General features: G+C 26.1%; 23 protein-coding genes and 1 pseudogene. 19 read left to right on the forward strand and 5 right to left on the reverse strand.

Going from position 1 to position 24546, the window contains the following annotated elements:
* Positions 1–53: 53 nt before the first annotated feature.
* Positions 54–455: a MerR family transcriptional regulator gene (locus DR020_RS08720; protein ID WP_112365733.1), complete on the reverse strand. Its 402-nt coding sequence runs from the start codon at positions 453–455 to the stop codon at positions 54–56.
* A 109-nt stretch (positions 456–564) separates the two neighbouring features.
* On the opposite strand from DR020_RS08720, the gene DR020_RS08725 reads away from it, so the two are divergent.
* Both DR020_RS08725 and DR020_RS08730 read left to right on the forward strand, forming a co-directional pair.
* Positions 565–1425: an aldo/keto reductase gene (locus DR020_RS08725; RefSeq protein WP_055259448.1), complete on the forward strand. Its 861-nt coding sequence runs from the start codon at positions 565–567 to the stop codon at positions 1423–1425.
* Positions 1426–1564: 139 nt separating this feature from the next.
* Positions 1565–2302, forward strand: a complete 738-nt coding sequence (locus DR020_RS08730; RefSeq protein WP_112365734.1) for an NADPH-dependent oxidoreductase — start codon at positions 1565–1567, stop codon at positions 2300–2302.
* A gap of 90 nt (positions 2303–2392) precedes the next feature.
* Here DR020_RS08730 and DR020_RS08735 read toward each other — a convergent pair whose 3' ends face one another.
* The gene (locus DR020_RS08735; protein WP_055259445.1) at positions 2393–2740 is read right to left on the reverse strand and encodes a winged helix-turn-helix transcriptional regulator; all 348 of its coding nucleotides are present in this window, start codon (positions 2738–2740) and stop codon (positions 2393–2395) included.
* A 222-nt stretch (positions 2741–2962) separates the two neighbouring features.
* On the opposite strand from DR020_RS08735, the gene DR020_RS08740 reads away from it, so the two are divergent.
* From DR020_RS08740 to DR020_RS08770, 7 genes and pseudogenes are all read left to right on the forward strand, one after another.
* Positions 2963–3436, forward strand: coding sequence for a flavodoxin family protein (locus DR020_RS08740; protein WP_055259443.1), 474 nt, complete (start codon positions 2963–2965; stop codon positions 3434–3436).
* Positions 3437–3562: 126 nt separating this feature from the next.
* Positions 3563–3772 carry a TOBE domain-containing protein gene (locus DR020_RS08745; RefSeq protein ID WP_055259441.1) on the forward strand — a complete coding sequence of 70 codons (210 nt, stop codon included), beginning with the start codon at positions 3563–3565 and terminating at the stop codon, positions 3770–3772.
* Positions 3773–3974: 202 nt separating this feature from the next.
* A complete protein-coding gene (gene modA, locus DR020_RS08750; RefSeq protein ID WP_112365735.1) occupies positions 3975–4790 on the forward strand; it encodes a molybdate ABC transporter substrate-binding protein in 816 nt (271 codons plus the stop codon).
* Positions 4791–4827: 37 nt separating this feature from the next.
* A pseudogene (modB, locus tag DR020_RS08755) lies at positions 4828–5505 on the forward strand (molybdate ABC transporter permease subunit).
* 32 nt (positions 5506–5537) lie between these two features.
* Positions 5538–6593 (forward strand): sulfate/molybdate ABC transporter ATP-binding protein, encoded by a 1056-nt coding sequence (locus tag DR020_RS08760; RefSeq protein ID WP_112365736.1) that lies wholly within the window; start codon positions 5538–5540, stop codon positions 6591–6593.
* Positions 6594–6726: 133 nt separating this feature from the next.
* Positions 6727–7641, forward strand: coding sequence for a helix-turn-helix domain-containing protein (locus DR020_RS08765; protein ID WP_112365737.1), 915 nt, complete (start codon positions 6727–6729; stop codon positions 7639–7641).
* 86 nt (positions 7642–7727) lie between these two features.
* Positions 7728–9395, forward strand: coding sequence for an alpha-glucosidase (locus DR020_RS08770; RefSeq protein WP_112365738.1), 1668 nt, complete (start codon positions 7728–7730; stop codon positions 9393–9395).
* 58 nt (positions 9396–9453) lie between these two features.
* Here DR020_RS08770 and DR020_RS08775 read toward each other — a convergent pair whose 3' ends face one another.
* Complete coding sequence (locus DR020_RS08775; protein WP_112365739.1) at positions 9454–10821, reverse strand: SLC45 family MFS transporter; 1368 nt, start codon at positions 10819–10821, stop codon at positions 9454–9456.
* Positions 10822–11083: 262 nt separating this feature from the next.
* A complete protein-coding gene (locus tag DR020_RS08780; protein ID WP_112365740.1) occupies positions 11084–11725 on the reverse strand; it encodes a VC0807 family protein in 642 nt (213 codons plus the stop codon).
* 202 nt (positions 11726–11927) lie between these two features.
* Here DR020_RS08780 and DR020_RS08785 point away from each other — a divergent pair, with 202 nt between their 5' ends.
* The 10 genes from DR020_RS08785 to DR020_RS08830 all read left to right on the forward strand — a co-directional run bounded on the left by DR020_RS08785 (position 11928) and on the right by DR020_RS08830 (position 23029).
* The gene (locus tag DR020_RS08785; protein ID WP_112365741.1) at positions 11928–12473 is read left to right on the forward strand and encodes a DUF6512 family protein; all 546 of its coding nucleotides are present in this window, start codon (positions 11928–11930) and stop codon (positions 12471–12473) included.
* A gap of 122 nt (positions 12474–12595) precedes the next feature.
* Complete coding sequence (locus DR020_RS08790; protein ID WP_112365742.1) at positions 12596–13858, forward strand: 2-hydroxyacyl-CoA dehydratase subunit D; 1263 nt, start codon at positions 12596–12598, stop codon at positions 13856–13858.
* Between the two features lie 10 nt (positions 13859–13868).
* Positions 13869–15527, forward strand: a complete 1659-nt coding sequence (locus DR020_RS08795) for an acyl-CoA dehydratase activase (RefSeq protein ID WP_112365743.1) — start codon at positions 13869–13871, stop codon at positions 15525–15527.
* Between the two features lie 35 nt (positions 15528–15562).
* Positions 15563–16342, forward strand: a complete 780-nt coding sequence (locus DR020_RS08800) for a histidinol-phosphatase (RefSeq protein ID WP_055259423.1) — start codon at positions 15563–15565, stop codon at positions 16340–16342.
* A gap of 185 nt (positions 16343–16527) precedes the next feature.
* Entirely contained in the window at positions 16528–17082 is a 555-nt protein-coding gene (locus tag DR020_RS08805; RefSeq protein ID WP_112365744.1) for a flavin reductase family protein, read from the forward strand.
* A gap of 347 nt (positions 17083–17429) precedes the next feature.
* On the forward strand, positions 17430–18923 hold the full coding sequence (gene yjeM, locus DR020_RS08810; RefSeq protein WP_112365745.1) for a glutamate/gamma-aminobutyrate family transporter YjeM: 1494 nt from the start codon (positions 17430–17432) through the stop codon (positions 18921–18923).
* A gap of 92 nt (positions 18924–19015) precedes the next feature.
* Positions 19016–19183: a (2Fe-2S)-binding protein gene (locus tag DR020_RS08815; RefSeq protein WP_070101197.1), complete on the forward strand. Its 168-nt coding sequence runs from the start codon at positions 19016–19018 to the stop codon at positions 19181–19183.
* A gap of 240 nt (positions 19184–19423) precedes the next feature.
* The gene (locus DR020_RS08820; protein WP_112365746.1) at positions 19424–20674 is read left to right on the forward strand and encodes a YceG family protein; all 1251 of its coding nucleotides are present in this window, start codon (positions 19424–19426) and stop codon (positions 20672–20674) included.
* A gap of 117 nt (positions 20675–20791) precedes the next feature.
* Positions 20792–21253, forward strand: coding sequence for a PIN domain-containing protein (locus DR020_RS08825; protein ID WP_055259416.1), 462 nt, complete (start codon positions 20792–20794; stop codon positions 21251–21253).
* A 216-nt stretch (positions 21254–21469) separates the two neighbouring features.
* Positions 21470–23029 carry a MutS-related protein gene (locus tag DR020_RS08830; protein ID WP_112365747.1) on the forward strand — a complete coding sequence of 520 codons (1560 nt, stop codon included), beginning with the start codon at positions 21470–21472 and terminating at the stop codon, positions 23027–23029.
* A gap of 96 nt (positions 23030–23125) precedes the next feature.
* Here DR020_RS08830 and DR020_RS08835 read toward each other — a convergent pair whose 3' ends face one another.
* Positions 23126–24463 carry a lipid II:glycine glycyltransferase FemX gene (locus DR020_RS08835; protein ID WP_112365748.1) on the reverse strand — a complete coding sequence of 446 codons (1338 nt, stop codon included), beginning with the start codon at positions 24461–24463 and terminating at the stop codon, positions 23126–23128.
* Between the last annotated feature and the right edge of the window lie 83 nt (positions 24464–24546).

The raw sequence follows: 24546 nt of genomic DNA on the forward strand, positions 1-24546 counted from the left end.
AGTTTTTTATATTAGATTGTGTAATGAGAATAAATATTCTCATTACACATTTTTTATTTTTCTGTAACCTTTATAAGATTGCTATAATAATTAATTTTTCCATCTAGTACATCATCATAAAATTGTTGCTTTTGATTTATATAGTTTACGGATTCTTGTAATTTTTTTATTTTATCTAAGATAACATGTTTTTGACTATCAAGTATTGTTTTTCGTTCTAAAATTGTAGATTCTCCTTCTAGGCATAAATTAATGTAAATCTTCATATCGTTAATGGTCATTCCACAATTTTTAAGACAAGATAAATTTTTTATCCATTCTATATCATTTTCATCAAATATTCTATGATTATTTTTATTTCTTTTTACATTAGGAATCAATCCTTCATTACAATAAAACTTTAGTGTTTCGTAATTCATTCCCACTTCTTCACAAGTTTGATTCATAGTATACATTAAAAAGCCCTCCAAAAAAATATAAATTTAGGTATTGACCGGGTCTTACTACCGGAGAGTACAATTACATTGTATTAAGAAACAAGTTGTAAATCAAGGAGGAATAAATATGGAATATATAACTTTAAATAATGGTGTAAAAATGCCACTTTTAGGATATGGGGTTTATCAAGTGACAAAGGAAGAATGTGAAAGATGTGTACTTGATGCAATAAAATCTGGATATCGTTTAATTGATACAGCTCAAAGTTATTTTAATGAAGAAGCTGTTGGAAATGCAATTGAAAAGTGTGGTGTTCCACGTGAAGAATTGTTTATTACTACAAAGGTATGGATAGATAATTATGGGTATGAAAAAACTAGAGCTTCTGTACTAAATTCAATGAAAAAATTGAAGGTTGATTACTTAGATTTAGTTTTATTACATCAACCATTTAGTGATTATTATGGTGCATATCATGCATTAGAAGATTTATATAAAGAAGGAAAACTTAAAGCTATTGGTGTAAGTAACTTTTATCCAGATAGATTATCAGATATAGCTGCTTTTAATGAGATTACTCCTCAAGTAAATCAAGTTGAGGTAAATCCATTAAATCAACAAATTTTTGCGCAAGAGAATATGATTAAAAATAATGTTCAAATTGAAGCATGGGCTCCATTTGGAGAGGGAAGAAATAACATGTTTGATAATGAAGTTTTAAAGGATATTGGTGCTAAATATGGAAAAAGTGTTGCGCAAGTTATTTTAAGATGGTTAATCCAAAGAGGTGTAGTTGCATTAGCAAAATCTACTCATGTAGAAAGAATGGAAGAAAACTTTAATATATTTGATTTTAAATTATCAGAAGAGGATATGGAAACAATTAAAAATTTGGATACTGGAAAGAGTTTATTCTTTAATCACCAAGAAGCAAGTACAGTAGACTTATTTGTTAAATTTGTAGAACAAAGAAGAAATAAAAATTAATAGTAAAAAGAATAAAAAATAAAATTTAGAACTTTTAGGATGTTATATAAAATATACTTCTTAGGAGTTCTTTTATTTATGGATAATTTATAAATAAGTTAGAATACTATGTTTGATATTAATTTAAAGGAGTAAGGTTATGAATGAAACAATAAGTAAAATAAAAGATCATAGGTCAATAAGAAATTTTTTAGATAAGGATGTTTCGGAGGAATTTATTGATGAAATTATAAAAAGCTCTCAGAGTATGCCAAATTCTATAAATGGTCAGCAGACATCAGTTATTGTTATAAGAGATAAGGCTAAAAAGGAAAAGTTAGCTAAACTTGTTGGGAATCAAGATTATGTGGCTAAGGCACCAGTATTTTTAGTTTTTGTTATGGATTTTTATAAAACATATCTTGCAGGAGAAAAAACTGGCTTTAAGCAAGTTATACATGAAGATATAGAGGGGACTTTAGTTGGTGCTGTAGATTGTGGTATAGAACTAGGTGCAGCCGTTATTGCAGCAGAGTCTTTAGGGTTAGGAACTGTGGCAATAGGAGGAATTAGAAAAAATCCTAATGAAGTTATAGAGCTATTAAATTTACCTAAATATACATTCCCAATAGTTGGTCTAGCAATAGGATATCCAGTCGATAATTCACATAAGAAACCAAGAATGCCTTTTGATAGTTTTAAACATAATGAGTTGTATGACGCAGAGAAAGTTAAAAAAGCTATAGATATATATGATGAAGAAATGGAGAAATATTTAAAGGAAATTGGAAGATACGAAAAAGAAGTAAATTGGAGTACATTTACCTCCAAAATATATAACTCTGTTTATTATCCAAATGTAAAACAGTCTATAAATAAACAAGGTTTTAAAAATTAATATAAATTCCCACTATAAGACCTTCTCTTTTGAGAAGGTTCTTTAAATGGAATAAATTATATTTTCATTTAAATTAATAATTTTAAAATATTAATCAATATTAGATATTTGTATTTCATTATCTTTAGCATATGAAGTAGACCATGAACAAATATCATTTAATATGTGCTTAAGGCTATATCCTTGTTCTGTAAGCGAATATTCAACCTTTGGTGGTACTTGAGGATATACATGTCTGTTTATTAATCCTTTTTCTTCTAGTTCTCTAAGTTGAGTAGTTAACATTTTTTGCGTGATGTTAGGCATTAAGCGATTTAGTTGACTAAACCTTTTAGAACCATCAAGAAGATACCAAAGTATTATTAATTTCCATTTTCCACCGATTAAATCCATAGTTAATTCTAGTGGACAATTATATTTCTTTTGTAAGTCAGCCATTTTTCCTCCTAAAATATAATACTTACTTTTTGAATTATATAATACAAAAAGATAAGTACTTAGTTATTATATATCAATTAATATAACATTAATAAAATACAAATACAATTAATTATTTTATTGTAATTAAAAAAATATATATTATATATTTCTATTTAAGGTAAAATTAATTATATAATAATTTTATATGGTAATAATATAAAATGAATGGAGGAAAATATTGTGAGAGTAAAAGTGATTTTTTATTCCTTAGAAGGAAATTCAAAACTTATAGCGGAGGAAGTGGCTAAAAGTCTTAATGGAGATATTGTTGAGTTAAAACCTAAAAAACATTATGCCAATAGTGGATTTAAAAAATATTTATGGGGAGGAACTAGTGTTTTAATGAAAGAAAAGCCAGAACTTGAAGCCTATGATAATAATTTAGATTACGATTTATTAGTTATAGGGACTCCTGTTTGGGCTGGAACTTTTTCACCTGCAATTAGAACCTTTTTAAAGGAAAATAATTTAGATGGAAGGAAAGTAGCTTTATTTGCTTGTCATGCTGGTGGTGGAGCTGATAAATGTTTTGAGAAATTTAAAAAGTTTAGCCCAAATTGTAAAGTTATAAGCACTATGGATTTTGTAGATCCTTTGAAAAAAGATACAGCAAATAATATTGATAAAGCTGTAAAATGGGCAAAATCATTATAAAATATTAAGGTTAAAAATTATAAAAAACAATATTTTAAATCATATGTATATATTTTAGCAAATAGAGCAATAATCTAAGTATAATTAATTAAATTATTAAATGCAGGCATTTTGGAGGTAAGATTAATGAAGCTTAGTGCTAGAAATCAATTAAAAGGAAAAGTAGTTGATATTAAAGAAGGGGCTGTAAATGGTATTGTAAGCTTGGAAACTAAGGGTGGAGAAATTATTACTTCAACTATATCAATGGGTTCAATTAAAGAATTAGGTTTAAAGATAGGTTCAGAAGCTTATGCTGTTATAAAAGCTACTTCAGTAATGATGATGGTAGATTAATTTTGTAAAAAAGGTCTAGAAAAATTATTTTCTAGGCCTTTTTGTTTTATAAAAATCCACAAATTGTATAAATTATTAATTATTTATAATAATTTTAAAACTTTAATGAATAAAGTTCAAAAACTATTTACAATTAAAGTAAAAATGGTTATATTAGACTGGTAATGATAAATTCAAATAATAATTAAAATTTTAGGAGGAGATGGATTTGAAAGCAAAAAAAATAACAACTATGTTTTTGTTTGGTTTAGTTCTTACAGCAACTGTATTGACGGGATGTTCAACAGCTTCAGTAAAGGAGGAAAGCTTAGATAATACTGAGAAAAAAGAGGTGGTTGTTGCAGCTGCTGCTAGTTTAAAAGAAGCTACTACTGATATAGAAAGTGTTTTTGAGGAAAAGCATAAAAATATAGATTTAGTATTTACTTATGGGGGCTCAGGTTCTCTTCAGCAACAAATAGAGCAGGGTTCTCCAACAGATGTATTTATTTCAGCAGGGGCTAAGCAGATGGATGCTTTAGAGAGTAAAGGACTTCTTTTAGATTCAACTAAAATGGATTTATTAACTAATAAAGTTGTATTAATAACACCTAAGGATAAAGCAGATTTAACGTCTTTTGAAGATTTAAATAGTAATAAAGTATCACAAATTGGATTTGGCGAGCCAAGTACAGTTCCTGTTGGACAATATACTGAACAGGTTTTAAACAGTATTGGAATATTAGATAGTGTGAAAAATTCTGGAAAAGTTGTTTATGCTAAAGATGTAAAAGAGGTTTTAACTTGGGTTGAAACTGGAAATGTAGATGCAGGTGTAGTTTATGAAACAGATGCTAAGGGTTCGAGCAATGTAAATATAGTTTGTGAGGCTCCAGAAAATAGTCATGATCCTATAGTTTATCCAGTTGCTGTTATAAAAGATAGTAAAAATCCTGAAGAAGCAAAAGAATTTATAAATTTTTTAAATTCAGATGAAAGTAAAGACATTTTTAAAAGTTATGGATTTACAACAAAGTAAAAGTTAAGATTAATTAATAATTAAAAATAAAGAAAGGGTGCTTTTATTGAATGATTTATCGCCTTTGTGGATTTCGCTTAAAACAACTACAATTTCAACAATAATAGCATTTATACTAGGAATTTATGGAGCACGATTAGTAATGCTTTGTAATAAAAAGTTAAAAGGAATTATAGATGCAATATTTATTCTACCTATGGTTTTACCTCCTACAGTAGTAGGGTTTTTCTTGCTTATCATTTTAGGAAAAAGAGGAATTATAGGGAGTTTTCTTTATAATATTGGAATACAGATTATATTTTCATGGAGTGCTACTGTTGTAGCAGCTACTGTTGTATGTTTTCCCATTATTTATAGAACAACTAGAGGGGCATTAGAGCAAATAGATAATAATGTTTTAAATGTGGCTAGAACTTTAGGGATGAGTGAAAGAAGAGTTTTTTGGAAAATAGCATTTCCTATAGCTTGACCAGGAATACTTGGAGGAATTGTTTTAGGTTTTGCAAGAGCACTTGGTGAATTTGGAGCGACACTTATGCTTGCAGGGGCAATTCCAGGAAAAACAGTAACTATGCCAATTTCAATTTATTTTTTATCTCAAGGTGGAGATATGAAAGGTGCAATGATATGGGTTTTATTTATAGTTGCTATATCATTCCTTAGTATATTTTTTATAAATAGATTATCTTATAAAAGTTATGAAATAAATGTGTAAACAATACTTATTTTAAGATACGTGGAGGACAAATGTTATATATAGATATAAAAAAACATCTAAAAAACTTTACTTTAGATATTACTTTGGAAACTGACAATAATAGAGTTGGGATTTTGGGAAAATCAGGTTCAGGAAAGAGTATGATGTTAAAAGCTATTGCAGGAATTATAAAACCTGATGAAGGAATAATAGTTTTAAATGATAGAGTGTTGTTTGATAGTAAAAAGAAAATTAATTTACAGCCTAGAGAGAGAAATATAGGGTATCTATTTCAAAATTATGCATTATTTCCTCATATGACCGTTAGGGAAAATATATTTTCTGGGATGATAAGAGCTTCTAAGTATGAAAAACAAAAAATGAGTAGTGATATGATAAAAAGATTGTGCTTAAACGGATTAGAAAATAGATATCCAAAGGAATTATCAGGAGGGCAGCAACAAAGGGTAGCAATAGCTAGAATGCTTGCTACAAAACCTGAAATTTTAATGTTTGATGAACCATTTTCAGCTCTTGATTATCATTTGAGGGAACATATGCAGGAAAATCTTTTAGAAATATTAAGTGAAGAAAGCACAACTAGTCTTTTAGTTTCTCATGATATAGATGAGGCATATAGACTTTCTAAAGAAATTGTTGTGGTAGATGATGGACAAATTAAAAGGCAAGATAGAAAAGAGAAAGTTTTTAATGAACCTAAAAATATTGCTACTGCAAAAATAACAGGATGTAAAAATATATCAAGAGCTAGAAAAATAGCTAATGATAAAGTTTTTGCTATGGATTGGGGAGTAGAAGTTAAAATTTTACCTACTAAAGATGAGGTAGAATATATAGGTATAAGAGCACATCATATTGAATATTCTAAGACTTTGGAAGAAAACACATATGCTTATACAATTGAAAGCAGTAGTGAAACAAGATTTGGACAAACTATGTATTTTTCTTTAGGAAAAGAGCATAGCGAAAAGAAAAATCAACTTCGTTTTGAAGCTGATAAAAAGCTTTTAGAAACGGAATTTTTTGAAGAGAATTTTAAATATGTAAAACTGCCAAAGAATAATATTATTTTGTTAAGTAGATAATTAAAAAATATTTTTAATTAAGATTTTAGTAATAAATAAGTTATAATTAATATGTATAACTTATTTATTTTTTTTAGTAAATATAAAAGTGAAATAAATAGATTTAAAGTAATACTTAAGGAGAATGTTTGTTATGGATAAATCTAATTTAAAAGAGCTAATAAAACATGGTAGTATATACTTTCCTTGCGCAGCTTATATAGTGGAAAATGAACAAAATGGTTTATTTGCAAAATATCATTGGCATAATGAATTGGAAATTATTCATTTTAAAAAGGGAAAATTTAGGTTTGAAGTAAATATGGACAAGTATATTATAGAAGATGAGTGTCTTTGTTTTATAAATAGTGAGGAATTGCACTTAGTTAAAGGAGATTATCCATGTATTGAAAGTGCGGTAGTATTTGATTTGAAAATGCTTAGTTTTAATATATTTGATTTAACTGAGAGTGAGTTAATCAATCCTCTTTCAACAGGAAAATTAAAAATGCCGAGATTTATTTACAAAAAGGATGTTTTTTGGAATGATGTATATAAAGAGTATGAAAAAATTATAAATATATATAAAAAAAATATAAATAATATAGATGAAAATTGTAAAAAAAATGTGGTATCTCAAATCGAGATAAAAATAGCTATACTTAATATTTTAGCAGTTTTATATAACAATAATTTATTAGTTAATGAGTGTGGAAATGTTGATAATTATAAGATAGAGTACATAAAAAAAGTTATTTTATATATTGAAAATAATTATAAAAGGAAAATTTGTGTGAAAGAGTTAGCTAAAGAGATTAATATGAATGAACAGTATTTTTGTAGATTTTTTAAAAATATTATTGGAAAATCTCCAATGCAATATATAAATGAATATAGGATTAAGAAAAGTGAGGAATTGTTAAAAAAAACAGACATGAAAATTATGCAGATATGCTTAGAAAGTGGATTTAATAATATGGGGAATTTTATAAATACATTTAAAAAGCAAACTGGATTAAGTCCTATGAAGTATAGAAAAGATAATAAAGAAGATGTCATAAAAATGTAATTTAAAATCAATAATATGTAAGAAATTTTTTGTGGAATGTTTTATTATATAAGTATACATAATGTTAATTTTAGGAGGTTTTAATTATGAAAAAGTGGTGGCACGATAAAGTAGCATATCAAATATATCCAAAGAGCTTTTATGATACTAATGGAGATGGAATTGGAGATTTAAAAGGAATTATAAATAAATTGGATTATTTAAAAGAATTAGGAATTGATATAATTTGGTTGTCTCCTATTTACTGTTCTCCTATGGTTGATCAGGGGTATGATATTTCTGATTATTATAATATTGACCCAAGTTTTGGTACTATGGATGATATGGAAACGTTATTAAAAGAAACTAAAAAAAGAAATATGTATGTGATTATGGATTTGGTAGTAAACCATTGTTCAGATAAGCATGAATGGTTTAGAAAAGCTTTAGAAGATCCAGATGGAGAGTATGGAGAATATTTTTATATACGTGAAGGAAAAGGAAATAAACCACCTTGCAACTGGCGTTCTTATTTTGGTGGAAGCGTATGGGAAAAAATACCTAATACAAATAAGTATTATTTTCATGCATTTGCAAAAGAGCAACCTGATTTAAATTGGGAAAATCCAAAGGTAAAAGAAGAAATATATAAAATGATTAATTGGTGGTTGGATAAAGGGTTAGCTGGTTTTAGAATAGATGCTATCATAAATATAAAGAAGGATTTGAGTTTTCAAGATTTTGAAGCTGATGGAGATGATGGACTTTGTGACATGAGTAAGATGTTAGAAAAAGTTATAGGCATTGGTGATATGCTGAAGGAATTAAAAGAAGAAACTTTTGATAAATATGATGCTTTTACGGTTGGAGAAGTTTTTAATGCTAAAGAAGGTGAACTTTATAAATTTATAGGAAAAGATGGATATTTTTCATCTATATTTGATTTTGATATGGAAGTTTTAGGACAAGAACAATCAAATCGTTGGTATTTAAATAAAGATTTCACTACGAATCAATTAAGAGATGTTATTTTTAAAAGCCAAATAGAAGCATTAGGAATTGGTTTTAAGGCAAATATTATTGAAAATCATGATGAGCCAAGAGGGGCAAGTCGTTATATAATGGATGGAGAATGTAATGATATTAGTAAAAAGGCTCTGGCTATTATAGAGGTTATGCGTAGAGGGATACCTTTTATTTATCAAGGTCAAGAAATAGGTATGACAAATAATAAGGTTGATTGTATAGATAAGTTTAATGATATATCTACAATAGAAAATTATGATAGAGCTATAAGAGAAGGATTTAGTAAAGAAGAAGCTTTAAGGCTTGTAAATAAATTTAGCAGAGATAATGCTAGAACACCATTTCAATGGGATAATAGCATTAATGCTGGTTTTACAAAGGGCACTCCGTGGCTTCAAGTAAATGAAAATTATAAGGAAATTAATGCGAAATTGCAAATAGATGATAAAGATTCCGTATTGAGTTTTTACAAAAAACTTATAAATTTAAGAAAATCAAATGAGTATAAAGAAGTTGTTGTTTATGGAGAATTTATACCAGATTTAGAAGTGTATGATAATGTTATTGCTTTTTATAGGAAGGGAGCTAATAAATGTTTAATGGTAATAATAAATTATCAAAATAAAGAACAAATAATTAATTTCAACAAAACGTATAAGATATTGATTAATAATTATAAAGATTTGAAGTTTGTTAATAACGAATTAATGCTAAAGCCATATCAAGGGATTATTATAGAAATACTATAATTTAATATACTAAAAAGAAGCTATAAAATATAGCTTCTTTTTTGTTGAATATAAAAATTTATTTGTTATTAGTTTTATTTTCTTTAATAATTGAAACAGATAATGCTCCAATTATTAGTAAGATACCAGAAATTAAAAGCATTGATGGCATTGAAGAACCTACTAAAGGAAATAGTGCGAAGCTTAAACAAGAAGCTACAATTTGTGGTAAGCAAATACTACCGTTGAAAAGTCCAAGATACATACCTATATTTTTACCTGATAAAGCATTAGTTAAAATAGTAAATGGAAACGTCATCATTCCTGCCCAAGCCATTCCTATTAATATAAATGAAATTATTAGTGCAAATTCATTATGAATAAAAAATATTGAACCAAAACCTACTCCACCTAAAATAAGACTAAGAGTATAGAAAAATTTTCTTTTACTATTAGATGTACGAGATAAGATAAGAGACCATAAAACAGCACTAATAGATTGAACTGCTGATAAAATACCAAACCAATTTCCAGCTGATTGATAAGCTTGACTATATGCTTCTGTTGTATGCCATACATTTAATGCAATGGCTCCAGTACCATAAGTCCATAAGTATTGAAAGCCCATCCAACAAAAAAATTGAACTATAGCAACTGTCCAGAAGACTTTTGGTGCATTAAGAAGTAATTTGAAAACATTAATTTTTTCTTTGGGTTCGTTTTCATTGATGCCGTGATACAAAGCGTATTCCTTTGGGGGATATTCTTTAACTTTAAATACTGTAAACAAACTACAAATTATCAAAATGATAGCCCCTATATAGAATGAGATTATAACAGATTGAGGGATTACTCCTTCAGGTGCTGTATTGGAAACACCGATTATAGTCAATATAAATGGAAAAATACTAGCTAGTACAGCACCACTGTTTGAAAGAAAACTTTGAATTGAATAAGCAAAGCCTTTTTGTTTTTCATTAACCATATCTCCAACCATCATTTTAAAAGGTTGCATAGCTACGTTTGATGATAAGTCCATAAATAAAATAGTAATTGAACCAAAAAGCAATGCTGCCATAGAGCCAAAGCCAAAACCAAAACTTCCTGCGTTTGGTAGTAAACACATAACGATTACAGCAACCACAGAACCTACTACTAAATATGGAATACGACGACCAATTTTAGGAATCCATGTTTTATCTGAAAAATAGCCTATTAAAGGTTGTACGATTAATCCAGCTAGTGGTGGTAAAATAAAGAAAAAGCCTAAATCATTTGGATTAGCTCCAAGGGTTTGGAATATACGTCCCATATTTGAACTTTGTAATTGAAATGCCATTTGAACTCCGAAAAAGCCAAAACTTATCATCCAAATTGTGCTAATTGGCAAATTGGGTAATTTATTTTTAGATTTTATTGAAATTTGATTTCTTTTCTTTTCTGTCATATTAAGACCTCCGCTGTTAAATAAATTTTGTATTAAAACGTTTTATGTATATGTACAATTATATTTTAGAACTTGTTCTTTAAAACTTCTTACGGATTATTGACTTTAAATTACACTTTTATTACTTTTTAATAAACAAAGTAATAAAAGTTGTTTTTATAAAGAGTTTAATTTTTGTTTTGTATGTAATGATAAAGTAAAAAAATTAATATTTAATTTTTTTACTTTAAACTCTATATAATTTAAATTTGAATTATAGTGATTATCTAGAAAATTTTGATTTAATTTTTTTCCTATAAAAGAAAGTTATAAATGCAGCACTACCTATAAAACCATAGGATACAAGAGGTGATATTAGCATATATTTAGAAACAGATAAAACAAACACTAAACTAATATTGCAAACAGCTTCTAAAACAGGGCATATTCCCCATATAAAAGTTAGAAATTTCATACTAAATCTAAAATGAGGATTTTTACACTTTTCATCAATGGTTGATTTGTTGTTTTTTGCATATTTATCTTGAGAATTTATAAATTTTTTTGCTAAATAATAAATCATAGGTTTTGGAAAAAACATAGATATTAGAAATAAGATTCCTACAACAGCTGTTATATAAGATTGTCTAATTAGAAGTAATTTTTGGCTTCCACTAAATAACATTGAAATTATTCCAACGATAAAGCCTAAGATAATAAGACTAGCAAAAATATCTATTTTCTTTTCTTTTATTATATGATATATATTATCTATTATAGGAATAGTAGTTGAAATTATAAGAGCAGTTATGCTACTAGGTATATGATTTATTAGTATTTTATATGTAATTAAAGGTAAGATAGCATTTATTAATATGCTTATGATAATACTTTTTTTAATATTATTTTTGTGATTAATATCCATAAAATTATTCTCCATTCGTTACTTTTTACTATATAAACAAATGATTTATATAGTAAATCTTTTGATTTTATAAGTAATTATAAAATATTAAAATTTTTCTGTATTGTGACTTTAGTCATAATTTTAGTCATATGATAAAATATATTTTTAATAAACTCATATAATAATAAAGGAAATAAAGTTAATAAAAGGATTTTAAAGTATGGAGTTCTTATTAGAAAAACAATGGATTTATATAGGGATACCTGTTTTATTTGTGGCAGGTGCATTTATGCATTATTTTTATTCATTAAGTAGAAAAAATGTTTTAGTGGGACTTATAGCACCTGTTAATGAAAGTGTATGGGAACATTTAAAATTGATATTTTTACCAATGATATTGTGGTGGAGTGTATATTATATAATTAAAGGACAAGAATTAGGTATAGATAAAAATAGATGGTTTACAGCAGGGGTGGTATCTTTAGTAGTATCAATGATTGGAATATTTTTTTTATATTATTTTTATGTAGGTGCATTTGGAAGAGAATCAGTTATAATTGATATAAGTATTCTTCTTGTGGCTTTATTTGTTGGGCAAATGTTATCTTTTCACATATATAAAAATTTTGAAGGTATAGATGTGCATTTTGTAATTTTAATAGTTGCTATGATATTTTGTGTCTTAGTTATATGCACATTTAATCCACCTCATATACCACTTTTTAAAGAAAAGAAAACAGGAGTTTATGGAATTAAGAAAAAATAAATGTTAAGAAATATTAAAAATAGGTGGGAGGATTCTTAAAATATTTTTAAATTTTAAAATAGATAGTATAATTAATATGTTTTTATAAATAGCGTATTTATTTTACATATAAAGGAGAAAAAATGGATTTATTAAAAACTTATAGTGATTATTTAAAGAAAAATATGGATAATCCAGAAAAGGTAAGAAAATTAATAAAGCTTGGATATAGCTTAGAATATGGATTTTTGGCAGTAGCGGGAGATAGGTCTCTTCCTAAATCTCTTAGATATTTAGCAAAACTTTGTATGAAGTTTACTCTAGAGCCAATTAAAAACCCGCAAAATACTGCTTTTGTAAATGTGTTTACGCCAACAGAATTTTTACATGCTTTTGGAATGAATTTTCAACTTATAGAAGCACTATCATCATATATGTCAGGAACAAAATTTGAAGATACACTTATAGACAAGGCAGAAACACTAGGTGTAGCTGATAGTTTATGTTCATATCATAAGACATTTATAGGTGCAACATTAAGTGGAGTTATAGAAAAGCCAAAATTTGCAATAACAACAACTATGGCTTGCGATGGAAATGTCAATACATTTAGATGTCTTTCAGATTTTTATGGTATAGAAAGGTTTGTTATAGATATACCTTATGAATATTCTGAAGATGCTAAAGAATATGTAAAAGAGCAACTAAAAGAAATGGTTGAGTTTATTGAGGATAATTTACATAAAAAATTAAATGAAAACAAATTAAAAGAAATTATTATAAATGAAAATAAATCAATAGATTATTATAATTCATATTTGAAAAAATTAGAAAATAGATACTTTACTAATACTTTAACATCAGAGATGTATAAAATTTTTGCAACACATCCTGGTATGGGAAGGGCAGATACATTAAAATTTTTTAAACTTTTAGATGAAGATATATCAAAGTGTCCAGAAGGAATAACGGGAAAAAGATTTTTATGGGTACATTTATTGCCTTTTTATAGTAAATCTATAAAAGCACTTTTAGATAAAAATGAAATTAATCAACTTTTAATATCAGATATGAATGTAGATTCACTTCAAAAAATAGATTTAGATGATATTTATGGCTCTATTGCAAAGAAGCTTATTTTAAATAAATTTAATGGTCCATACAGTAGGCGTGCTGAAAATATATTAAAGTATTCAGAAAAGTTTAATGCTGATGGAGTAATAAATTTTTGCCATTTTGGATGTAGACAATCAAATGGAGGAAGCATGATTTTAAAAGATTTATTAGATAAGAATAATATACCATCAATAAGCATTGATGGTGATGGTGTGGATAGAAGAAACGGTCAAGATGGTCAAAATAAAACGAGATTAGAGGCATTTTTTGAAATGATAAAAGATAATTAAGGAGAAAAATATGATAGCTTGCATGTGTAAATATAGCCCTTTTGCCATTTTTGAAGGTTTTAATGAAAATGGTATAATTATAGATGATTCAATAGAACAATTTACTGAATCTGAGAAACTTATGCATCCTAGTATGTGTTCTTATAGTAAAGGGCTTTTGGATAAAATAATAGAAAGAAAAATAGATAAAGTCTTTTTAGTTAATTGTTGTGATGCTATAAGGAGGCTTAAAGATACTTTAGAAAAAGTGGATACTATAAAATTTATTTATATAATGGATTTGCCTAAAAAAAATAATTGCTGTTCTAAGGATATATTAAAAAAAGAAATATTAAAATTTATAAAAGCTTATGAAGATTTTAGTGGAAAAAGATTTGATTTAGACAGATTTAATAAATCTATTTATAAGTATGTATCATCAGAGCCTAAAATAGAGAAAGAATACATAAAGGTATTAGGTGCTAAAGTTTCAGAAGATTTTTTAAATAAGGCTAAAGATATTCTAGATTATCCTTTAGTAAATGATACGTGTTTTAAAAGACATTATTTAAGTTATGCAAAAAAATTTGATAATATTGATGATTTAGCTCTATGGTATAGCGAAGAAATGTTGTCTTACACTCCATGTATGAGGATGGATGATATAAAGAAGAGAAGGGCATTAGTTGAGGATCCAAATCTTAAAGGAATAATTTATCATACAGTAAAATTTTGTGATCATTATTCATTTGAGTATATGAATCTTCAAAAAAGCAATATACCAATGTTAAAAGTTGAAACAGATTTAACAAATCAAAGTAATGGTCAAATAAAGACTCGTATAGAAGCTTTTAATGAGCAATTATCAGGAGGTAAAGTTAAAGTGAGAGAGGGAATAGATAAAGATAGAGTATATGTTATGGGTGTTGATAGTGGTTCTACATCTACTAATATAGTGATTTTAGATAAAGATAAAAATGTTTTAAGTAAAGTAATAGTAAAAACTGGTGCTAGAAGTATGGATTCGGCAAATAAGGCTTATGAAATGGCTTTAGATGAAGCAAAATTGAAAAAAGAAGACATATCTTTAATTATTGGTACAGGTTATGGAAGATATAATATTCCTTTTGTTGATGAAAATGTTACAGAAATAACTTGTCATGGAAAAGGTGCTCACTTTATTAATAATGAAATAAGAACTATAATTGATATTGGAGGACAAGACAGTAAAGCCATATCTATAGATGAAAAAGGAAATGTAAAAAGTTTTGTTATGAATGATAAATGCGCAGCTGGAACTGGAAGATTTTTAGAAATGATAGCTAGAACTTTAGAAATAGACTTAAAAACTATGTCAGAAGAAGGGTTATCATATAAGGAAGATTTAACCATAACTAGCGTATGTTCTGTATTTGCTGAATCTGAGGTAGTATCATTAATTGCTGATAATAAAGATAGAAAAGATATAATTCATGGAGTTAATAAATCGATAGCTACAAAAACAGTAGGTCTTGTTGACAGGGTTGGTAGAGTAGAAAAATATATGATGACAGGCGGAGTTGCAAAAAATAAAGGTGTTGTAAAGTGTATAGAAGAAAAACTTGGAACTTCTATTTTTATAGCACAAGAGCCTCAAATATGTGGGGCATTAGGAGCAGCACTTATAGGACTTGAAAAGATATTAAATTAATTTTATATATAATTTAGAGAAAAGGGGCAAAAATAATGAAAACTAATTATCATACACATAATTTTAGATGTAATCACGCTATAGGAAATGTTGAGGATTATATAAAAATTGCTATAGAAGAGGGATTTGATGAAATAGGAATATCTGACCATTTACCACATCCAGGAAAGAATATAGATAATGAGTCTAGAATGACTTATGAAGAGATTCCAGAATATTTTGCTGAAATTGATGAAGCTATAAAGAAATATGGCGATAAAATATCTATAAAAAAGGGTATTGAGGGAGAGTATTTTGAAGATTTTAAATGGTTTTATGAAGAGCTTAAACAAAATTATAATATAGATTACATGATACTTGGAGTTCATTTTTTTCCTTATCAAGGAGAATGGGTTTATGTTGGGCATATAGATTTAACTCCTGAAATATTAAAGGTTTATGTTGATCATGTTATAAAATCAATGGAAAGTGGATTGTTTAAATATATAGCCCATCCAGATCTTTTTGGAATGTCTTATAGGAATTGGGACGAATACGCAATAAAAGAATCAAGAAGAATTTTTGAGGCTGCTAACAGATTAAACATGCCTCTTGAAATAAATGTAAATGGAATGAATAGAGCAAAGATTAAATATAATAATGGTCTTAGATATCAATATCCTATAAAAGATTTTTGGGAACTTGCTAAGGAATATAATGTAAAAGTAATTGTAGGAATAGATGCGCATAAACCAGATAATATGAAAAATTTAAGCAAAGGTATAGAATTTGCAAAAGAGATAAACTTAGATGTAATAGACCATTTAGAATTTTAATAACTATTGTAAAAAAAATAGGCTATATCAAAACATTATTTTGATATAGCTTATTTTTTTATATTTTTATGATGTTATAAATAATAAAACAAAATAGTGAAATAATAAAATAGAATTTTAATTTAAAAATTAAAATTATTGAAATAAGTTCTAATAAACAAAGTAACAATTTGGAGGTATATTTAATGGGAAGGGTTAATTTAGGAAGCACTATAATAAATTATCCTATGCCAGTTGTTTTAATTGGCTCTAAAACAAATAAAGGTAAATCAGATTTCTTAACTGTATCATGGATTACTATGGTAAGTGAAAATCCATATAAAGTTTTAATTTCTCTTTGTAAAAAACATACTATAAGTGCTGAAATAAAAGAAAATAAAGCATTTAGTATGTGTGTTCCATCAAAAGAGCAAGTAAAAAATGTAGATTATTGTGGAGTGGTGGGAATGGAAAATTTAAATAAAGCAGATTTTTTCCACATATTTTATGGTACATTGGATGGAACTCCTATGATAGAGGAATGTAAATTAAATGCTGAATGTAAAGTTGAAAAAATAATAGATTGTGGAAGTCATGAACTTTTCATAGGAGAAATTTTACAAGTTCATGTTGATGATAGCGTAACTTCCGATAAAAAAGTATGTTTAGAAAAAATGCAACCAATGATTTTAGATACAGATAATAAAAAATACAGAGAAGTAGGAAATATAGTAGATGATGCTTTTAAAAAATATAAGTAAATGTTAATATTAATCATTTATAAATTATGAATAAAAATACGAAAATATATTGTAAATTTTTATTTAACAATATGAATTAAATGTTAATAAATAAAGGTTAAATATTTTGATAAAAATAAATAATAAAAATTTTAATATGTTTATAAATGGCTTTATATAAAGAAAAAACGGGATAAAAATAAAATTATTAACTTAAAAAAAATAATTTGATTGTAAAAATTAATACAATAACGCAACAGATATTACAAAAAATTCAAATTGATTTTATGCATTTTAAATGATAATATATGCATGAGATTCATAGAGTTTTTTATACATATTTATAAGTTATTTTAGGGGGAGTTTACATGAATAAAACTAAAAAAATAGGCATGTATACATTAGTATTAATGATTTTTACATCAGTTTTTGGGTTTACAAATATACCAAGGTCATTTTATCTTATGGGATATGGAGCTATACCTTGGTATATAATATCTGGAATATTATTTTTTATACCATATGCTTTTATGATGACTGAGTTTGGTGCTGCTTTTAAAGATGAAAAGGGTGGTATTTATTCTTGGATGGAAAAATCAGTAGGTAGTAAGTTTGCTTTTCTTGGAACTTTTATGTGGTATACATCTAATATAATATGGATGGTAAGTGTAGCATCATCTATATGGGTTCCAGCTTCTAACTTTTTATTTGGAAGTGATAAGACACAAGAATGGGAATTATTAGGATTAAGTGGTTCAAAACTTTTAGGGATTTTAGGAATTATACTTATAATAACGATAACATATATATCAACTAAAGGGCTTAAAAACATATCAAAAATTGCATCTATTGGAGGAATATTTGTAACAATAGCTAATATCTTATTATTAGTTGGAGGCATTATTGTTTTAGTTGGTAATGGATTTACTCCGGCTGAACCAATTAATTTTCATGCTTTTGTATCTTCACCTAATAAAAATTATACATCTATTATTGGAATGGCAAGTTTTATGGTATTTGCTCTATTTTCTTATGGTGGGCTTGAGGTAGTGTCTGGCCTAGTTGATGAAGCAGAAAATCCAATTAAGAATTTTCCAAAGGCAATAAAATTATCAGCAATAATAATAAGTGTTGGTTATTGTATTGCGATATTATTTGTAGGTTTTTTTACAAATTGGAACAGTATATTAACAGTAGGTAATGTAAATATGGCAAATGTGGCTTACATAGTGCTTAATAATTTAGGAATTCAGATAGGCAACGTGTTGGGATTTAGTCAAGGAAATGCAGTAATCTTAGGAAACTTTTTTGCAAGATTTATAGGGCTTTCAATGCTTCTTGCATTAACTGGAGCATTTTTTACCGTGATTTATTCACCTATAAAACAACTTATAGAGGGAACACCAAATAAAATTTGGCCTAAAAGTTGGACAAAGATTAATAAGAATAATATGCCAACTAATGCTATGTGGATTCAATGCGCAGTAGTTGTTATTATAATAGCATTATCAGCTTTTGGTGATAAAAGTGCAAGTAAGTTTTTAGATTATTTAATACTTATGGGAAATGTATCAATGACAATACCATACATGTTTTTATCTATTGCATTTATATATTTTAAAAAGAAAGAATATATAAATAAACCAATAAAGATATTTAAGTCATATAAGAGTGGAGCAATATGGGGAATAATTGTGACATTTATTATTGGGTTTGCAAATATATTTACTATAATTCAACCAATTATAGAAGAAAATGATTATTTTTCAACTGTTCTTCAAGTGGCAGGACCGATACTTTTTGTAATAATAGGTTTAGTACTTTATGCTAGATATAAGAAAAAAATAAATTTAAATATGTGAATATTAATGTAGGCAACTAGTTAAAATAAAATTATATTTAAAGTTAACTTTAAATATAATTTTTTATTTTGTCATATAGAAAGGAGTTATGTATGAGTAATGTTATTTGTAGGTGTCATAAAGTAACGGAAGATGAAATAATAAATTCAATAAAAGAAGGGGCAAAAACTGTTGAAGCAGTTGGAGAAAAAACAAAAGCTGGAACAGGTTGTGGTGGATGTAAAACAAAAATACAAGAATTAATAAATAAAAATAAATAAACAACTATATTAAACCTCTAAGGAAATTATACTTAGAGGTTTTTTAATGATTTTTTCTAATATATTATAATGCATAGTTGACTATATATATAAATATTGAGTTATAATATATGGATAGATAGCTTTTTAAATAAAATTTTAAGGGGAGCTATACAAAAAAGGATTTAAGATAGCCAAACTACACTTAAAGAATCTTTGTGGCTTTGTGCTCGGGATAGTTCGAAGGAGGAATAATAATTAATGGATAAAAAGAAGACTAAAACAAAAATATTAAAAGAAGAAGTACAAAATATTATTTTTCCTGTAGAAGATGGTTACATTAAAGGAGATATTAAAAATTTTAATTATGAAATAGTAACTTTAGATTGTACTGAAGAAGATATAAGCGCTTCTTTAGATGAGAGTATTGTTGTTAGACCTTATTTTGAATATAAAAATGAAAAGGTCAAAATTCCTGTATTTTTTACTTGTATTAGAGGTGTTTATAAAGATATAGGAGAATATTTAAAACTTATAAATATATGCAAAAATGCTAGAAATAATATTTTTATAAAAAATGTTAGTGAACTTTTAAATCAAAAATCTACGACAAGTGGATTGTTTAAAAATACTAAAATAGAAGAAATTCTTAATGAAAAAATAAATGTTAATATAAATAAAATTAAGGAAACAGTAAGTTCTGTTTTTAATATAAATGAATATAAATATTCTAAGTATTTTGATAAAGTTTTAAATAAATTTGATGTTGAAAGTATTATAGAATCTAGGGATAAAGGATTATCAAAATATTCTTTAGATATGCAAAGATATTTGTTAAATAAGTTAAATAAATATTTAAATGGATATTATTTTGTAACTCAAATAGATGATACGGAAAAGTTAAAGCTTTTAGAATATATAACAAGCTTAAATGATGAAATAGTATTTAAAATAAATAATTTTGAAATCTCTAATGTTTCACCTAAAATAACATTATTCTTAGAAAATTCTAATTCAATTAATAATTTGGATATACTAATGCTTGGATATCTACACACATTAGGAATAGATATTTTAATTTTTACTCCAGCTGGTGCGGCTAATTTAGAATATATTTTAAGTAAAAATATGTTTTGTGCTTTAAATTTAGAAAATATCAATACTAATGTTGATTTAAGAGTGATAAATGAAATAAATAAACTTTTAAAAAAATTTAAAGTTGATGTAATGGAGCTTGATAATAGCTTGGAAAACTTAGGATATAATGCTCCGATTAAAAAATATCAAATAAGAATCAATTTATTTAAAACACCTATTTTAAAGAAAATAGGAAAGATAATTAAGGGATGGCAATTAACCCTTATAGGAACTTTAGGACTTATAATAAGCATAAGTTTAGTATTGTTTAATACAATAACTTTTGTGCCTTTTTTAATAGTTTTAAAGATTATTGTAGTAATCTTTTGTGCAATTCTTATTTTAGGTGTAAAACTTTTATCGTTAGATATGTAACATAATATAAATATTTTTATATAAAATATATTGAATTTTGTCATAAATAGTCTGTGTCTAGATTATAATATAGAAAGATAAAGATTTTATTCTTATTTTAATCAGATGGTGATAGGTATGAAGGATGTTATTTATATCTTAGATTCAAATATAATAATAAATATATGGAATAGTAAAATTAATATTTTAGATGAATTAATAAAAAATAATAATATTAATTTTTTAATACCAAAAGAAGTAGCTAAAGAAATATCAGAAAAAGAATTTATAGTTTATCAAGGGACATCTGTTTTATCAGATAGATTTTTAAAACTCTTACCATATATTGAAGAGGAATTAAATAAAGAAAAAATTAATGATTTTTGTTACAAAATAAAAGCTAAAAAATTATTAAGTGGTATTTATTATGTAAATGGAAATAAATTATCTAAAACAGATTTTATGCTTTTATATCTTTGTAGTATTAATGAGAATTCAGTTATTGTAACTGAAGATAAAAAATTACTAAAAGCTAGCAAAGATATATTAGGAAATAATAAAAGCATTAATTTAAAAGAATTTCTAATAAGCTTAAACTAATATAGAATAATAATTAGTCATATTTAGAGTTTTCTAAATATGACTTTTTAACGTCAAATATTTTTTATATGGCGAATAAAAATATTAAAAAAAAGTTATATTAATTTAATTAAATATATTTTTCTTTTGTAAATTTGTATTTTAGAGTCTAGTTTAATATGATATGATAAAAGATAGGGCAGTAAAAATAAACTATAATGAAAGTGAGGCTAAAACATGGAGTTTGCCGGTGCAGCTGTAAAGGCTGATTATGGAAAAGATTCTACTAAGAAAAGTAACATTAAAAATGTTAGAAAATATTTTGATATGGTAGAAAAACAAGAAGAGACTTTAGATGAACAAACTTGGAATGACTTAGATATGGATAATGTCTATAAAAAAGTTGACAGAACTTATAGTAGTGTAGGGGAAGCAGTTTTATATAAAATGCTTAGAAATCCTACTAAGGATGAAAAAGTTCTTAAGGAAAGAGATAGGGTTATAAGTTACTTTGATGAAAATGCAAGACTTAGAAACAAATTAAGTATTATGTTTTATAAATTAGGTAGAGATAGAAAAAATACTTTTTTAGACATGATACAAGATGAGCTTGTGGTTAATAAGGCTAAATATTTTGTATACAGTTTTTTAGGTAAAATTATGCCAATTATATTAATACTTATGGCTATATTTTTAGGACCACAGTACATAATGGGACTTTTAGTTTTAGCTTGTATAAATATGCTTATAAACAATAAGGAGAAAGATATAGTTAAATCTCATGGTCTTTTGTATTTAAGAGATATAATAAATGCAGCTAATGATGTGTCTAGTGTAAGAGATGAAAAAATAGATTTTTATTTAGAAAAAGTTAGAAAATCTCGTAAAGAAATTAAATCAATAGATTTAGCGACTAAATCTATTCAACTTGCTAATATGTGGGGTGGACTTTTAGAGTTCATATCAGTATTGTTCTTATTAGAAGAAAGTGCATATTATAAAATATCAGACCTTCTTAAAAATAGAAAAGAAACTTTTTTAAATTTATATGAAGATTTAGGAGAAATAGAGGCTTTAATATCTATAGCAAGTTATAAAAAGAGCATAGAAAATAGATATACAAAACCAACATTTAAGAAAAATTCTAAATTATACATAGTAGATGGAAGACATCCACTTTTAATAGATGGTGTTCCAAATAGCGTAAAAATGAAGAAAAAGGGTATTGTATTAACAGGTACAAATATGTCAGGTAAGTCTACATTTTTAAGGATGATAGGAATAAATATGATTTTTGCCCAAACATTTTATTTTGCAGTAGCAAAAAAATATGAAGCCCCATTCTTTAGAATAGTAACTTCAATAAATCCTAATGATAATTTATCAGAAGGAAAGAGTTACTATATGGCAGAAGCAGAAGCACTTTTAAGAATTATAAATGCTTTAAATGATGAAATACCAGTATTTTGTGCAATAGATGAGATATTTAGAGGAACTAATCCTGTTGAAAGAATAGCAGCATCAGCTGAAATACTTACATATATTAATGAAAGAAATGCAATATCAATTGTAACAACACATGATAGGGAACTTGTTGATATATTAAAGGATAATTATGAATTCCACTACTTTAGTGAGAGCGTTAGTAAGAAAAATGGATTAAATTTTGATTATAAACTTAAAGATGGTGTATCAAAAACTAAAAATGCTATTAAACTTTTAGATTTTATAGGATATCCTAAAGAGATAATTAAGAAATCTTTTGAGAGAGCTGAAAAAGTAGACGGATTTATTTAATATGGATTTTTACTACTTATAATATCTTAAAATTATAAGTACAAGAGAGAATCTAAATAAAAAACATAGAGATTTATTAATCCCTATGTTTTTTATTTATTGTCTTTTATTCATAAGTGTATTTCTAATTTGTTTGAATTTTGGGAAAGCCTTTTTATATAAATTGAATACAAGTGGATCTGTAACTAAGTTAAATTCACCAAGAAATTCAACAAAATTTCCATTAAATCCTTTTTTGAATTTATAAAGACCGTAAAGTGGATTATCAGGATTTAAATCTCCAGAAACTCCTCTAAAGTCATAGACATTACAACCAAGATCAATACTATCTTTTATCATAGCCCATTGCATAGCAAAGTTTGGCATTGTATCTCTTAAGATATTTTCTGATGCTCCATAAAGGTACCATGCAATGTTACCATAGTACATATAAATTGAGCCAGATAAATAGATTTCTTGTCCTTTGTAAGGTTCTATATCTTTAATTTTTTTATTAAAACTTTCTATTTGTCTATCAGCTTCTTTTAATCTATTTTTTTGATCATTAAGTTTCTTTTCTACTCTAGATTTCTTATCAGCATCTTCTTCAGATTCAAATTTTTTCTCAAGTTCAGGAATTTTAGCTAGTATTCTTTCTTTATCCTTTTCTTGTTTCTTTAACTTATCAGATAATCTTTTAAAATCCTTCTCATAACTATATTTAACCATATATAATCTACAATAAGGGGCTAAGTCTTCAAGCATGTCTTTAAAGTAACCTCTATGTCTAACTATAAAATTATCTCTTTTACCTGTAGTGACCATTATTTCATGGAATCTAGTTAACACATCTTCATCTAGATTAGATTTATCATATGTTTCCACAGTAAGACCAATTTCTTCTGCAAGTTTTATGTTACGTCTTGTTGGATTAGAGAAAACTTTAAATACTTCGTCTTTTATAGCTTGTTTATCTTCTCCAGTTGGTAGAGGCAATCTAAATACAAAGTTTGGTTGAATAGCTTCAAAGTTTTTTGAATCAGAATTTCTAAAGCCTAAACTTTTTAAGAAAGTTTTTATAGATTCACCATCTTCAGTTGGCTTTTCATTTTCTTTAAGATGAATATCTGGATCAACAGTTACAAAACTAATATTATTCTTTTTTGCAAATTGTTTTAGATATTCGGTAAATTCTATTAATAATTCTTTGTTTTTATAATCACATGCAAATCCTCTTGGTATGTATCCCATATATTTATTTAAATATGGTGCTTTTCTAATAAGAATTAAAGCAGATAAAACCATATTCTCATTTTGGTCATAGCCACCAATAAATTTAGATTTCCAATCTTTTTTTAGTTTACCCCAGTAAGATGTTTGTAATATATGACCTTTATCAGAAGTAAGATTAAATTTATCAACTTCTGATGAATTAACTTCCATAAATTTATACAATGTAGGGTCCTCCTTATATTTTAACAATTCCTATTGAATTTTTTATTACTATTAAAAAGCATAAATATATTTTAATATGAAAG

This window comes from Sarcina ventriculi (genome assembly GCF_900456775.1).
In the GTDB taxonomy this organism is placed as follows: Bacteria; Bacillota; Clostridia; order Clostridiales; family Clostridiaceae; genus Sarcina; species Sarcina ventriculi.